This window comes from Streptomyces sp. NPDC047081, from assembly GCF_040643775.1.
Classification (GTDB): Bacteria; Actinomycetota; Actinomycetes; order Streptomycetales; family Streptomycetaceae; genus Streptomyces.
The window spans coordinates 1-14,531 of record NZ_JBEYUY010000049.1; the positions used below are offsets into that span (position 1 = coordinate 1).

Sequence of the window (14,531 nt, forward strand, 5' to 3'; positions counted from 1 at the left end):
GTCGTGGATGGTCTTGAGGGCCTTGAAGTAGTCGTCCCAGGTCCAGCCGGCCTGCGGATCGACGCCGGCCTTCTGGAAGACCTTTAGCCGTTCCCGGCGGGCATCGCCCACCATGACCCCAGGAACCACGACCGGAGTCACGCCATGAGCATCCCCTGGCAGCGCTACGCGGACGACCACGTCCGCACCGTCGACACCATGACGGCCGCGCTCCTGTTCGCGGCCTTCCTGTTCGGCAGCGAGATCCAGGTGCCCGGCGCGCACCGCGACGACTCAGTGCTGCCGACCATCGCGCTGGCGGCCGTCTCGTGCACGGCCCTGTTCTGGCAGCGCAGCCGCCCCCGGACCGTGGTCACGGTGACCGCGCTGGCGGCGGCCTGCGCCGGCGCGCTCGGCCATCTGCTCACCCCGCTGCTGCTGGGCCCGGTCATGCTCGCCCTGCTCCGGCTCGCCGTCGACACCGACCGCAGGTCCACCCGGCTCTTCTTCTTCGCCACCCTCTTCGTAGTGGTGATCCCGGCCTTCACCGTCGACCCCAACGACCACCCCTGGCCCCTGAAGACCCTCGGCCCGGCCGCCTGGCTGCTGCTGCCGGTCGCCACCGGAAGCACGGTGCGGATGAAGGAGGCCTATCTGGAGGCCGTCCAGGCCCGCGCGGAGTACGCCGAGCGCAGCCGGGAGGACGAGGCCCGCCACCGGGTCGCCGAGGAACGCATGCGCATCGCCCGCGAGCTGCACGACGTCGTCGCCCACCACCTGGCCCTGGCCAACGCCCAGGCCGGCACGGCCGCCCATCTCTCGCGCACACACCCCGAGCAGGTCCAGAAGATCCTCACCGATCTCGCCGGTACGACGTCCTCGGCGCTGCGCGAGATGAAGTCGACCGTGGCCGTGCTGCGCCAGGGCGACGACCCGGACGCGCCGCTGGCGCCGAGTCCGGGGCTGGCCCAGCTCGCCGACCTGACGGACGCGTTCGGCGGCACCGGCCTGACCGTCCGGGTGGGCACGGAGGGGGCGCCCCGGCCGCTGACGCCCGGCGTGGACCTGACGGCGTACCGCATCGTGCAGGAGGCGCTGACGAACGTCGCCAAGCACGCCGCGGCGAAGGACGTGTGCGTCCAGCTCCACTACGGCGACGACCAGTTGACGATCACCGTCACCGACGACGGTACCTCCGTCGCGCCCGCCGAGCCCGCCCCGGGCCACGGTTTCGGGCTGATCGGCATGCGCGAGCGTGCCCGGTCCGTCGGCGGCGCCCTGCAGGCCGGTCACCGGCCGGCCGGCGGCTTCGAGGTGACCACCCGGCTGCCCCTGTACCCGATCGCTCCGTGACACGAGGAACGCGAGCCATGAGACGACAAGAACGGACACCATGACCATCCGCGTGCTGCTCGCCGACGACCAGGCCCTGCTCAGGGCGACGTTCCGGATCCTGATCGACTCCTGCGCGGACATGGAGGTGGTCGCCGAGGCCACCGACGGTGCCGAGGCGGTCGACCTGGCCCGTATCCACCGCCCCGACGTCGTCCTGATGGACATCCGGATGCCCGGCACCGACGGCCTGGCCGCCACGACCGTCGTCTGCGCCGACCCCGAACTGTCCGGCACGCGCGTGCTGATCCTCACCACGTTCGAGATCGACGAGTACGTGGCCCAGGCGCTGCGGGCCGGCGCGAGCGGCTTCCTCGGCAAGGACGTGACCGCCGACGCGCTCCTGGACGGCATCCGCACGGTCGCGTCCGGCGAGTCGCTGCTTTCGCCGCACGCCACGCGCGTGCTGATCGCGCGCTTCCTGACCGCCCCGGCACAGGGCGCGCGCCTCGCCGTGTCCGATGACCTGTCCGCGCTGACGGCCCGGGAGCGGGAGGTGATGGCGTGGGTGGCCGAGGGCCACTCCAACGAGGAGATCGCCGAGAAGCTCTACGTCAGCCCGCTGACCGTACGCACCCACGTGCACCGTGCGATGACGAAGCTGGGCGCCCGTGACCGCGCCCAACTCGTCGTCATCGCCTATCAGTCGGGGCTGGTGCAGGCCCCGCCGCCCGGCGAGCGCTGAGAGTGCGCGCCCGGCCGGGAATGTGACCCGACCTCTGCTGCGTCAGCCCGCGGACAGCTTGTCCAGCCACTGCTCCAGCAGCGCCGACTCGGCGGGAGTGAACACCGGGGACTGCTCGGCGCGGAGCCGGGCCGCGAGCGTGGCGGCGGCGACGGGCACGGCCCGGTCCTGATCGTCCTGCTCCCCCGGCCGTTCGCCGTCGGCGGGCCGGGTCAGTGTGCCGAGCACGGAGTCGCGCAGCCGCTCGGAGAACGTCGGGTCCGGGTACTGCTCGGGCCTGGTGAGCATCGACAGGGCCGCGCCCACGTTGGCGGACATGATCATCTGGGTGGCGAGGGCGGGCGGGACGGTGAGCCGTCCGGCGGCGGCGCAGCGCTCCAGGATCGCCAGCAGCAGGGCGTGCGCCTCCTGGGCGGCGGCGGGCGGGACCGTGAGCTCGGGCGAGTACATCAGCCGGTAGTGGTTGGGGTGCTCCAGCGCGAAGCGCATGTGGTTGTCCCAGCCGCTCCTGAGATCGGCCACCGGATCGCCGCTGGGCCGCGCCGCCCGCTTCGAGGCGAGGTACTCCTCGAACCCCCGGTCTACGACGGCCGCCAGCAGCCCGGCCTTGTCCCCGAACAGCCGGTAGAGCATCGGCGCCCCCACCCCGGCCTTCTCGCACACCGCACGGGTGGAGACATCGGCGACCGGCGCCTTGGCCAGCAGTTCGGTGGCCGCTTCCAGGATCTTTTCCCTCGCATCCATGGGTCAAAGGTACGCCATCCGTAGCGCCGATACGAATTGCCTGTACCACTGCTACGAATCCATGTTATCGTCGATACGAGTCAGCCGTAGCAGCGCTAACAAAGGATGCAGTCATGACCACTCAGCCCCAGCAGGACCGGCGTGTCGCGATCGTCACCGGCGGATCGCGCGGCATCGGACGACAGGTCGCCCAGCGGCTCGCCGCCGACGGCTTCGCGGTCGTCGTCGGCTACGCGGGCAACAAGGACGCGGCGGACGACGTCGTGGCCGGGATAGAGGCGGCCGGCGGCACGGCGTACGCCGCCCGCGCGGACGTCGCCGACGAGACCGAGGTCGCCGCCCTGTTCGACCTGGCGGAGGCCACGTACGGCGGCGTCGACGCGGTCGTGCACGCGGCCGGCCGGATGCCCCTGTCCCCCGTCGCGGAGCTCGACCTCGGCGAGCTGGACGCCCTGTACCGCACCAACATCCGCGGCACCTTCGTGGTCGACCAGCAGGCCGCTCGCCGGCTGCGCCCCGGCGGGGCACTCGTCAACTTCTCCAGCTCGGTGGTGGGCCTCGCCTTCCCCGGCTACGGCGCCTACGCGGCGAGCAAGGGCGCGGTCGAGGCGCTGACGCTGATCCTCGCCCGGGAGCTGCGCGGCCGTGACGTGACCGTGAACGCGGTGGCACCCGGCCCCACCGCGACCGACCTCTTCCTGGACGGCAAGGACGAGGAGACCGTCGCCCGACTGGCCGGCCAGGCACCGCTGGAGCGGCTGGGCACGCCGGAGGACATCGCCAACGTCGTCGCCTTCCTGACCGGCCGAGAGGGCCACTGGGTCAACGGCCAGGTGCTGCGGGCCAACGGCGGAATCATCTGACGCCCGTCGCCTTCGCAGGCACCCCCCGGTACACAGAATTGCGAGAGGAACAGTCATGAACGACAGCAAGGTCGTCCTCGTCACCGGCGCCTCCAGCGGTTTCGGCGCCCTCACCGTCCGTGCGCTCGCCGCGCAGGGCCACACCGTCTACGCGGGCATGCGCGCCCTGGACACCCGTAACGCCGGGGCCGCCGCCGATCTCGCGGCCCACGCTGCGGAGCACGGCGTGGACCTGCGCGCCGTGGAGCTCGACGTCACCCGGCAGGACAGCGCGGACGCGGCCGTCGCCCAGGTCGTGGAGGAGCAGGGGCGCCTGGACGTCGTGGTGCACAACGCCGGGCACATGGTCCTGGGCCCGGCCGAGGCCTTCACGCCCGAGCAGCTGGCGGACGTCTACGACACCAACGTGCTCGGCACCCAGCGCGTCAACCGCGCGGCGCTGCCCCGGCTGCGCGAGCAGGGGCACGGCCACCTCGTGTGGATCGGCTCCTCCAGCACACGCGGCGGCTGCCCGCCCTTCCTCGCCCCGTACTTCGCGGCGAAGGCCGCGATGGACGCCCTCGCGGTGAGTTACGCGGCCGAGGTCGTCCGGTTCGGGATCGACACGACCATCGTCGTGCCCGGCGCCTTCACCTCGGGGACGAACCACTTCGCCCACGCCGGGACACCGGCCGACGGTGAGCGGGCGGCCGCTTACGACGCCCGGTACAAGACGCTCATGGCCGACGTGAACGAGCGGCTGGCGGGCCTGATACCGCCGGACGCGGACGTGGCCGAGGTCGCCGCGGCGGTCGTACGCAGCGTGGAACTCCCGCACGGCGAGCGCCCGTTCCGGGTCCATGTCGACCCGAGCCGCGACGGCAGCGAGGTGGTGTCCGCCGTGGCCGACCGCATCCGGGTGGAGTTCTTCCACCGGGTCGGCCTGGAGGACCTGCTGACACCGGCGAGCAGTCTGTAGGTGCGGTGGCCGCCAAGGGAGGCTCGCGTTTCAGCGTCCCTTGGGCAGCGCCATTCGCCAGCCTTCGGGCGGCGCCGCGCAGTGGCCTCAGGCCGATGCCCTCTGCCGGCCTTCAAGCAACGTCCAGACCGGCCCCCGTCCAGCGCCCGTTCAGGGGAACCCGATGGTCCGCGCGCGTGGCGGCCGGCCAGCCCGTCGACACCTCCCCCGTGACGCTCCCTCTGATCCCGCCGATGCTCGCCACTCCGGGCCGGCTGCCGGCCGCCGCGCAGGACGCCCGTTGGGCCTACGAGACCAAGCAGGACGGTCAGCGTGTGGTGGCCTACCTCGAAGGGGACGGTGACGTGCTGCTGCGCGCCCGGTCCGGGGAGGACATCACCGGCGCCTATCCCGAGCTGCGCCCCCTGGGCACGGCGCTGGGGACGACGTCCGCCGTGCTGGACGGTGAGGTGCTGGCGCTCGACGAACGGGGCCGCGCCGACTTCCAGTTGCTTCAGTCCCGGATGGGGCTGGCGCACTCGCCGGGGAAGGCGGCACGGCAAGCGGCGAAGGTCCCCGTCCATCTGGTGCTGTTCGACGTGATGCATCTCGACGGCCGGGACCTCACCCCGCTCCCCTACGCCCGCCGCCGCGAGCTGCTGCACGGACTCGGTCTGGACGGCCCGTTCTGGTCCACGCCCGCCGCCCTCGTCGGACACGGCGAGCAGGCCCTGCGGGCCACCCGGGAACACGGACTGGAGGGACTGGTGTGCAAACGGCTGGACTCGGTCTACGAGCCCGGGGTCCGCTCGCGCACCTGGATCAAGATCCGCAACATGCGCAGCGAGGACGTCCTGGTGGGCGGCTGGCTGCCCGGCAAGGGCCGGCTGTCGGGCCTGCCCGGCGCGGTCCTGGTCGGGCAGCGGGCCGGCGGACGGCTGCGGTACGTCGGCAACGTGGGCACCGGCTGGAGCGAGACCGAGCGCACCGAGCTGGCCGCGCTGCTGGCGACCGCCGCGACGGACGTGTGCCCCTTCGACCCCGTCCCGCGGGTCGCCGGTGCGCGGTGGGTCGTGCCGCGGCTCGTCGGCGAGGTCCGCTACAGCACCCGTACCAGGGCCGGTCTGCTCCGCCAGCCCTCCTGGCTGCGGCTGCGACCCGACCTCGCGCCCGAGGACGCGGCGGCCGACCTCCCCGAGGACAACGCACACTGACGCCCCGTCACCATCCGAATATTGGGCTGTGTTCATCACTGGTACGCCTGTGACCTCTTGGCCCGGAAGTGAAAAGCCGCGATGCTGAACTCCCTTGCCCCCCACAGCCGTTGGGCTGCGCCCGGACCAGGAGGAGGACGCAGTGTCGTCAGCGAAGTTCAAGGCGAACCGCAGGAGATGGCTGACCGGTCTGGCCGGTGCCGCCGTGCTCGTCGTGGCGTTCCCGTCCGCCGCCTTCGCGGCGCCGCCGACGGCGCTGCCGGCCAATGCCGAGGCCCCCGAGTTCACGTACCAGCCGGCCTTCGACTACGACACGGACGGCTGCTACTCGACCCCCGCGATCGGCCCCGACGGCACCGTCAACGGCGGCCTGAAGCCGACCGGTTCGCTCAGCGGGGAGTGCCACGACGCTTCCGACCTGGACAACACCAACAGCTACTCCCGCTACAAGTGCAACAACGGCTGGTGCGCCTATATGTACGGCCTGTACTTCGAGAAGGACCAGGCCGTCTCCGGCAGCAGCATCGGCGGGCACCGGCACGACTGGGAGCACGTGGTGGTCTGGGTGCAGGACGGCCAGATCAAGTACGTGTCGACGTCCAACCACGGCTCGTTCACCGTGCACGCCGCCTCCGAGGTCCGCTTCGACGGCGGCCACCCGAAGATCGTCTATCACAAGGACGGCATCAGCACCCACTGCTTCCGGCTGGCGAACGCGAACGACGAGCCGCCGGAGAACGACAAGCACACCTGGCAGTACCCGCCGCTGGTCGGCTGGAACGGCTACCCGGCGGGCCTGCGCGACAAGCTCAGCGCGTACGACTTCGGCAGCGCCAACTTCGGCCTCAAGGACGCCAACTTCGCCTCGCACCTCTCCTCGGCGAAGCCATCCGGAATCGCGTTCGACCCGAACGCCTGACACCGCGACCGTTCACCGGCCGGCTCGCTCCACAGCTCCCGGGGTCATCCTGGCTCCGGGAGACAGGAGGGACGCAGCATGCCGGTCGAGGAACGGAGCAGCCGTGGACGGCTCTCCCGGCGGGGCTTCCTGGCCGCGGTGACGGTCCTCGGCGCCACGAGTGCGCGGGCCACGGCCCAGGGGAACGGCTACACCATGCCCACCCTCACCTTCGCCGACCCCGCCGTCCAGCATCGGCTCGGCACCCTCTACTCGACCGCGCTGGCCACCCTCGCCGGCAAGCACACGATCGACGCGGACCCGTCCGTTTACGACAGGGCGAGGCTGCTCGCCTACCCGCCCGGGACCGTCGTACGGGCGGGTGGCGGGTATCCGGCGCCGCAGCGGTGGACGCGGGACGCGGCCGTCAACGCGTGGAGCGCGGCGAGCCTGCTCGCGCCGACAGTGGGCCGCAACACGCTCTGGTCGGTGGTCGACCGGGGTCCGGACGGGCTGGCCGTGCAGCAGGACGACCAGTGGTGGGACCAGGTGGTGTGGATCGTGGCCGCCCTGCACCACTACCGGGTCACGGGCGACCGCGCCTTCCTGGCCCAGGCCTACGAGACCTCCGCCAACACCCTCGCCGCCCGCCGGACGAGCGACTTCGCCCCGTCCTTCGGCCTGTTCCGGGGACCCGGTTTCATGAACGACGGCATCTCCGGCTACCCGAGCCCGCCCGCCTCCGCCCGGGTGCACTCGTCCTTCGTCCTGGACCACCCCGGCAGCGAACGCCTGATGTGCCTGTCTACGAACTGCCTCTACTGCGGAGCCCTTTCAGCACTCGCCGACATGGCCGACGCCCTGGGCGAGCCGACGCGGGCGCAGGCGCTCCGGACCGAGGCGGCCAGCCTTCGGAGGGCCGTCGACCGGCATCTGTGGCGGGAGGACGAAGGGACGTACACCTACTTCGTCCGCGACGACGGGCACGTCGACACCTCCCAGGAGGGTGCCGGACTCGCCCTCGCCCTGCTGTGCGGGGTCGCCGACGCGCGACGGGCCCGGCTGGTCCTGGACGGCACCCACTGGCAGCCGCACGGCATCGTCAACGTCTGGCCGCACTTCCCGCGTTTCGACGACGGCAGACCAGGTCGGCACAACGTCATGGTGTGGCCGATGGTCCACGGCCTGTACGGGAACGCGGCCGCCGGCGCGGGCCGCGCCGACCTCTTCGAGCGGGCCGTCGACCGCCTCGCCGCTCTCGTCTCGGCGAGCGGCAACGACTTCTACGAGCTGTACGACTCCGTGACCGGTGCCGTCGACGGCGGCTGGCAGGAGGGTGGCAGCGGGCGAGCCGAGCACTTCGTCTCGCAGCCGGACCAGACCTGGTCGGCGACGGCGTACCTGCGGCTGATCAACGACGGGCTGTTCGGGCTGGCCTTCGCCGAGGACGCCGTACGACTGCGGCCGTGTCTGCCGCCGGGGTGGGGTGCGGTGAGCCTGCGCGGGCTGGCCTACCGGGACATGACGCTCGACCTCACGCTAAGCGGCGGCGGCAGCCGGGTGCGCGCGTGCACGATCGACGGACGGGCGGCCGCACCCGTCGTACCGGCCGACGGAACCGGGCACCACACCGTGGACCTGGTCCTCGGGATCTAGGACCGGAAGCGTGCCGGGCTTCCTTCCCGCGCCCGATCCAGGGCCGCGGGCGGGAGCCTAGCGTCGTTCCCATGCAGACCACCGACGCGAGCGGACAGCTCGAAGAAGCCCTGGAACGAGTCCACGTCACCGGGCCGGAACGCCTCGGCCGCCTCACCAACCACGCTCCCATGGTCGTCGAGGCGCTCGCCGCGCACGGACAGGCGGGCGCCGTGCACCGCTGGCTGGACCTGTACCACGACAAGTTCGAGGACTTCCCCGACCGGGTGGAACCCGTCACGGACGCCAACTGGCCCACGGCGCTGGGCGATCCGCGCCGGGCCGCGGACTGGATCGACCACTTCACGCGGGCGCTCGCGGAGCGTCCGTGGCGGGACGTCCTCGCCGAGTGGTGGCCGCGCCTGCTGCCGGGCATGTACGGCGGCTCCACGCATCCGGTGATCCGGACCGGCCACGCCGTGCGCGCCCTGGAATCCGGTGAGAGCGCACCCCGCCGCACCGAACTCGCCCACGCCCTGGGCTACTGGGCGGCCCGCCACCACCCCGTCTCCGGCATCACCACCCTGCCCGGCGCGCCGACGGCCGCGGCCTCCCTCGACGCCGTCCCCGCGATCGCCGAGGGCGCGCAGGGATTTCCGGCCAGGCTTGCCGCCGTACGCCGACTCCCGCTGTGGGCGGGCGAGGTGACCGATCCGGACACGGCCAGGGAGCGCCTGACGGAACTGGTGCGGGCCGCGACGCACCGGTACGCCACCCACGGGCACGGGCAGGAGACCATGCTCGTTCACGCGGCGACGGCACCCAACGCGGTGCTGCGCACGCTGGGTTCACTGCCCCGCGAGCTGTGGGCGCCGAGCCTGCACGCGGCCTGGACAGCGTCCGCGGCGGTCACCGCGATGTACGCACCCGACGAGCCCATCGCCTACACACCCCCGGCCCGCCTGACGGCCGAAGATGTCCTGGAACGCGCCTTGGCGCACGGCGACGAGCACGTCATCAAGCTCACCGACACGGCCCTGGACGTCGGCGACGAGCAGGCACTGGCGGCAGCCCAGCGGGCGATCGAGATCAGCGAGCCCTTGGTCTAGCGGGCCCGTCAGCCTTGCTGGCGTTGGCCGTCCGACCTGACGAACACGGGCTTGAGGTGCTGCTGCGGCAGGGCGTCGGGCAGGTCCTCCCAGTCGATGACGTGGGAGACGACGCGCGCGGGGTCGACCTTGCCGGAGGCGGCGAGTTCGAGCGCGTCGGGGATGTGGGCGCGGACATTGTCGCGGCCCTTCCGGGGCCAGGGACTTGACGGCCAGGGCGAGCTGGTCGACGCGGCCGGTGGCCTCGACGGCGATGTCGAAGCCCTGCACGACCGGCTCCAGGGCCTCGGCAGTGCCGGCTCCGAAGTCCCGTGCGAGGGCGCGGTGTTCGGGGTCGGGGTCGACGTAGAGCACCTCGGCGGCGCCCAGCGCGCGGGCGATGTCGCACACGTAGAAGCCGATGCTGCCGCGGGCGACGACCAGCACCCGTGCTTCCGGGGCGGGCCTTGAGGTGGGTACGAGCATGGCGTCGGCGTAGGGCACGCGCACCAGGTCGGAGAAGAGCCCACCCCAACTGCCGCCGATCGGGGCTCCGTACATGGCCGTGTAGGGCACGGAGGCGCAGTGCGCGGTCAGTCCGGCCCGGCAGCAGTCGCAGGTACCGCAGTTGATGGACCAGGGGTCGACGACCAGTTCGCCGGGGGCGACGGAGGTCACCGCGTCCCCGACCTCGACGACGCGCGCAACTGATCACAGCCGCGATCGGGGACTGACCTCGCCGCGGGGAACGCCTCGGCCCGCCCCCTGTCGAGGTCCCGTCCTGACAGGAAGGCCTGAGAGGATCGGGGGTCGCGACGAGAGAAGGTGTCTGGAAGCGATGACCGATCAGTCCACCCCGCCGGGCCGCTGCTGCATGCCGTCGGCCGGGCATGCGGACGAGTCCGTACGGCTGCTGCCCTCGCCTCCGACCGAGCGGCGCGCCGAGGCCGGGACCGACGGGTCGGTGCTGCTGCCGGGCGGCGAGTTCCTCATGGGCGCCGAGGACGCCGAGGGCTTCCCGGCAGATGGGGAGGGCCCGGTGCGGGCGGTGCGGCTGGACCCGTTCCGCATCGACGCGTGCGCGGTGACCAACCAGCAGTACGCGGAGTTCGTCGCCGACACCGGGTACGTCACCGACGCCGAGCGGATCGGATGGTCGTACGTCTTCGCGTCCTTCCTGCCCGGTGCGCTGCGGCGCGGCGCGCCGCGTCCCGAGCACACCCCGTGGTGGTGTGGGGTGGCCGGGGCGGCGTGGAACCGGCCGGAGGGCCCCGGCAGTACCGTCGAGGACCGTGCGGACCATCCGGTGGTGCACGTGTCCTGGCACGACGCCGCCGCCTACGCGCGCTGGGCGGGCAAGCGGCTGCCGACCGAGGCCGAGTGGGAGTACGCGGCCAGGGGTGGCCTGGAGCAGCAGCGGTATCCGTGGGGCGACGAGCTGAATCCGGGCGGCGAGTACTGCTGCAACATCTTTCGCGGCACCTTCCCCGCCAAGAACACCGCCGCCGACGGCTACCGCGGCACCGCCCCCGTGGACGCCTTCGCACCCAACGGGTACGGCCTGTACAACGTGTCCGGCAACGTCTGGGAGTGGTGCGCGGACTGGTGGTCCACCGACCACGACGCCCGTACGACGACGAACCCGACCGGCCCGGCCGACGGCGCGCAGAGGGTCATCCGGGGCGGCTCCCACATGTGCCACCGCTCCTATTGCAACCGCTACCGCGTCGCCGCCCGCAGCGCCAACACCCCGGACAGCTCCAGCGGCCACACCGGGTTCCGCTGCGTGCGGGACGCGGGGCGGTGAGAGCGGGCGGTCCGCCGTATCCGTCTCCCCGGCCCGCTTCCGCTCAGACGTTACGGCGGTACTGGCCGCCGACCTCGAAGAAGGCGTCGGTGATCTGCTGGAGCGAACAGACCCGGGCGGCGTCCATGAGGACGGCGAAGACGTTGTCGCCGTTGATCGCCGCGTCCTTGAGGGCGGCCAGGGCGGCGTGGGCCGGCTCCTGGTGGCGGGCCTGGAAGTCGTGGACGCGCTCCAGCTGGGAGTGCTTCTCCTGTTCGGTGGCGCGGGCGAGTTCGACGACGACGGGCTCGGCGGTGTCGGCGTGCGGGTTGCGGAAGGTGTTGACGCCGATGAGGGGCAGCGAGCCGTCGTGCTTGCGCTGCTCGTAGAGCATCGACTCGTCCTGGATGCGGCCGCGCTGGTAGCCGGTCTCCATCGCGCCGAGCACACCACCGCGTTCGCTGATCCGCTCGAACTCCTGGAGCACCGCCTCCTCGACCAGGTCGGTGAGTTCGTCGATGATGAACGACCCCTGCAGCGGGTTCTCGTTCATCGCCAGGCCCCACTCCCGGTTGATGATCAGCTGGATGGCGAGGGCCCGGCGCACGGAGTCCTCGGTGGGGGTGGTGACGGCCTCGTCGTAGGCGTTGGTGTGCAGGCTGTTGCAGTTGTCGTAGATCGCGATGAGGGCCTGCAGGGTGGTGCGGATGTCGTTGAAGTCCATCTCCTGGGCGTGCAGGGAGCGTCCGGAGGTCTGGACGTGGTACTTGAGCTTCTGCGAGCGCTCGTTGGCACCGTACTTCTCCTTCATCGCCACCGCCCAGATACGGCGGGCGACCCGGCCCAGCACGGAGTACTCGGGGTCCATGCCGTTGGAGAAGAAGAACGACAGGTTGGGCGCGAAGTCGTCGATGTGCATGCCCCGGGCGAGGTAGGCCTCGACGTAGGTGAAGCCGTTGGCGAGGGTGAAGGCGAGCTGGCTGATGGGGTTCGCGCCGGCCTCGGCGATGTGGTAGCCGGAGATCGACACCGAGTAGAAGTTGCGTACCTGGTGCTGGATGAACCACTCCTGGATGTCGGCCATCATCCGCAGGCTGAACTCGGTGGAGAACAGGCAGGTGTTCTGCCCCTGGTCCTCCTTGAGGATGTCGGCCTGCACGGTGCCGCGCACGGTCGCCAGCGCACGGGCCCGCAGCTCGGCCGCCTCCTCGGGCGAGGGCTCGCGGCGCTCGGTGTCCCGGAACCTCTCGATCTGCTGGTCGACCGCGGTGTTCAGGAAGAAGGCCAGGATGGTCGGCGCGGGTCCGTTGATCGTCATCGAGACCGAGGTCGTGGGCGCGACGAGGTCGAAGCCGTCGTAGAGCGCCTTCATGTCGTCGAGGGTGGCGATGGAGACACCGGAGGTGCCGACCTTGCCGTAGATGTCGGGGCGTTCGCCGGGGTCGCGTCCGTACAAGGTCACCGAGTCGAACGCGGTCGACAGGCGAGTCGCCGGCTGCCCCTCCGACAGCAGCTTGAACCGCCGGTTGGTGCGGAACGGGTCGCCCTCGCCCGCGAACATCCGGGCCGGGTCCTCGCCGTCGCGCTTGAAGGGGAACACCCCGGCGGTGAACGGGAATCGGCCGGGCAGGTTCTCCGAGCGCCAGAACCGCACGAGTTCGCCGTGGTCGGTGAAGCGGGGCAGGGCCACACGGGGAATCCTGTTCCCGGACAGGGACTCGCGGGTCAGCTTGGTGCGGATCTCCTTGTCCCGCACCTTCACCACCTGCTCGTCGCCGGAGTAGGAGGCCACGACCGAGGGCCAGTTCTCGATCTGCTGAGTGATCTCGTACGGCAGCCGCCGACGCGCTTCGACCAGCAGCGACCGTACGTCCGCCGCGTCCAGGCCGGCGTCGACGAGCTCCTCCTCGACCAGCGCCAGACGCTGCACGCGCCGTGCCGCGTCGGCCAGTCGGCCGGTGGCGGAGTGGTAGGCGCGGACGCTCTCGGTGATCTCGGCGAGATAGCGGACCCGGTCGGCGGGCACGACCTGGCGGATTCCGGAGGAGTGCCGTACGTCGACCGGGGCGAGCGCGCCCTCGACCAGCGGCAGCCCCTTCTCGGCCAGGAGGGTCTTGAGGTGCTGGTGGAGCGCGGTGACGCCGTCGTCGTTGAAGGTGGCCGCCGAGGTCCCGTACACCGGCATGTCCTCCGGGCGCTTGCCGAATGCCTCGCGGTTGCGGACCAGTTGGCGGCCGACGTCGCGCAGCGCGTCCTTGGCGCCGCGCCGTTCGAACTTGTTGATCGCCACCACGTCGGCGAAGTCGAGCATGTCGATCTTCTCCAGCTGGGAGGCGGCGCCGAACTCCGGCGTCATCACGTACAGCGAGGTGTCGACGAACGGCACGATCGCCGCGTCGCCCTGCCCGATGCCCGGCGTCTCCACGATCACCAGGTCGAACCCGGCGGCCTTCACCACGTCGATGACGTCCGACAGGTGCTCGGGCAGCTCGCGGCTGCCGCGGGTGGCCAGGCTGCGGAAGAACACCCGGTTGCCGTCGAGGGAGTTCATGCGGATCCGGTCGCCGAGCAGCGCGCCGCCGCCGCGCCGCCGGGTCGGGTCGACGGCGATCACCGCGATCCGCAGCTTGTCCTGCTGGTCGACCCGGAAGCGGCGCACCAACTCGTCGGTGAGGGAGGACTTTCCGGACCCGCCGGTACCGGTGATGCCCAGCACCGGCACCACCCGAGCCGAGGCCGCGGCACGCAGTTGCGCCGTGAACTCCGCGGGCAGCTTGCCGAGTTCGGCGCCGGTGACGGCGCGGGCGACGGCGAACCGGTCGCCCGCGAGTACGGCGGCGATGTCGGCCGGTTTGCCGTCCCACAGGTCGAAGTCGCAGTCCTTCACCACCGAGTTGACCATGCCGGCGAGCCCCATCCGCTGCCCGTCCTCCGGCGAGAAGATGGTCACCCCGCTCCCCCGCAGCCGGGCGATCTCCTCGGGCACGATGACACCGCCGCCACCGCCCACCACGCGCACGTGCTCCGCGCCCTGCTCACGCAGCGACTCCACCAGGTACTCGAAGTACTCGACATGCCCGCCCTGGTACGAGGAGACCGCCACGCCGTGCGCGTCCTCCTCCAGCGCCGCGTCCACGACCTCCTGCACCGACCGGTTGTGGCCGAGGTGGATCACCTCGGCGCCCTGGGACTGGAAGATCCGCCGCATGATGTTGATCGACGCGTCGTGCCCGTCGAACAGGGCCGAGGCCGTGACCAGACGGACAGGGTGCACGGGGCGGTGCAGATCGCTCATGGCGGGGCCTTCCCA

At 71.7% G+C, this 14,531-nt stretch carries 11 protein-coding genes and 1 pseudogene; 9 read left to right on the top strand and 3 right to left on the bottom strand.

Translation table 11 applies throughout. The features are described 5' to 3' along the window. The first annotated feature begins 144 nt into the window (after positions 1-144). Complete coding sequence (locus ABZ848_RS46985; RefSeq protein WP_360842521.1) at positions 145-1,332, top strand: sensor histidine kinase; 1,188 nt, start codon at positions 145-147, stop codon at positions 1,330-1,332. 40 nt (positions 1,333-1,372) lie between these two features. Continuing rightward, the gene (locus ABZ848_RS46990; RefSeq protein ID WP_360842524.1) at positions 1,373-2,056 is read left to right on the top strand and encodes a response regulator transcription factor; all 684 of its coding nucleotides are present in this window, start codon (positions 1,373-1,375) and stop codon (positions 2,054-2,056) included. 42 nt (positions 2,057-2,098) lie between these two features. On the opposite strand, the gene ABZ848_RS46995 is transcribed toward ABZ848_RS46990, so the two are convergent. Next, complete coding sequence (locus ABZ848_RS46995; RefSeq protein WP_360842527.1) at positions 2,099-2,800, bottom strand: TetR/AcrR family transcriptional regulator; 702 nt, start codon at positions 2,798-2,800, stop codon at positions 2,099-2,101. A gap of 113 nt (positions 2,801-2,913) precedes the next feature. On the opposite strand from ABZ848_RS46995, the gene ABZ848_RS47000 reads away from it, so the two are divergent. The 6 genes from ABZ848_RS47000 to ABZ848_RS47025 all read left to right on the top strand — a co-directional run bounded on the left by ABZ848_RS47000 (position 2,914) and on the right by ABZ848_RS47025 (position 9,456). Then, entirely contained in the window at positions 2,914-3,663 is a 750-nt protein-coding gene (locus ABZ848_RS47000; RefSeq protein WP_360842530.1) for an SDR family oxidoreductase, read from the top strand. Positions 3,664-3,718: 55 nt separating this feature from the next. Further along, a complete protein-coding gene (locus ABZ848_RS47005; RefSeq protein WP_360842533.1) occupies positions 3,719-4,621 on the top strand; it encodes an SDR family NAD(P)-dependent oxidoreductase in 903 nt (300 codons plus the stop codon). 209 nt (positions 4,622-4,830) lie between these two features. Further along, positions 4,831-5,814, top strand: coding sequence for a non-homologous end-joining DNA ligase (gene ligD, locus ABZ848_RS47010; RefSeq protein WP_360842535.1), 984 nt, complete (start codon positions 4,831-4,833; stop codon positions 5,812-5,814). 142 nt (positions 5,815-5,956) lie between these two features. Next, positions 5,957-6,733: an NPP1 family protein gene (locus ABZ848_RS47015; protein WP_360842538.1), complete on the top strand. Its 777-nt coding sequence runs from the start codon at positions 5,957-5,959 to the stop codon at positions 6,731-6,733. Between the two features lie 78 nt (positions 6,734-6,811). Further along, positions 6,812-8,368, top strand: coding sequence for a hypothetical protein (locus ABZ848_RS47020; protein ID WP_360842542.1), 1,557 nt, complete (start codon positions 6,812-6,814; stop codon positions 8,366-8,368). 71 nt (positions 8,369-8,439) lie between these two features. Then, the gene (locus tag ABZ848_RS47025; protein WP_360842545.1) at positions 8,440-9,456 is read left to right on the top strand and encodes a questin oxidase family protein; all 1,017 of its coding nucleotides are present in this window, start codon (positions 8,440-8,442) and stop codon (positions 9,454-9,456) included. Between the two features lie 8 nt (positions 9,457-9,464). Here the strand turns inward: ABZ848_RS47025 and ABZ848_RS47030 are convergent. Further along, a pseudogene (locus ABZ848_RS47030) lies at positions 9,465-10,143 on the bottom strand (alcohol dehydrogenase catalytic domain-containing protein); the annotation flags it as partial. A gap of 130 nt (positions 10,144-10,273) precedes the next feature. Here ABZ848_RS47030 and ABZ848_RS47035 point away from each other — a divergent pair. Further along, positions 10,274-11,242 carry a formylglycine-generating enzyme family protein gene (locus ABZ848_RS47035; RefSeq protein ID WP_360842548.1) on the top strand — a complete coding sequence of 323 codons (969 nt, stop codon included), beginning with the start codon at positions 10,274-10,276 and terminating at the stop codon, positions 11,240-11,242. Positions 11,243-11,285: 43 nt separating this feature from the next. Here the strand turns inward: ABZ848_RS47035 and icmF are convergent, their stop codons facing one another. Further along, entirely contained in the window at positions 11,286-14,516 is a 3,231-nt protein-coding gene (gene icmF, locus ABZ848_RS47040; protein ID WP_360842550.1) for a fused isobutyryl-CoA mutase/GTPase IcmF, read from the bottom strand. Positions 14,517-14,531: the final 15 nt, after the last annotated feature.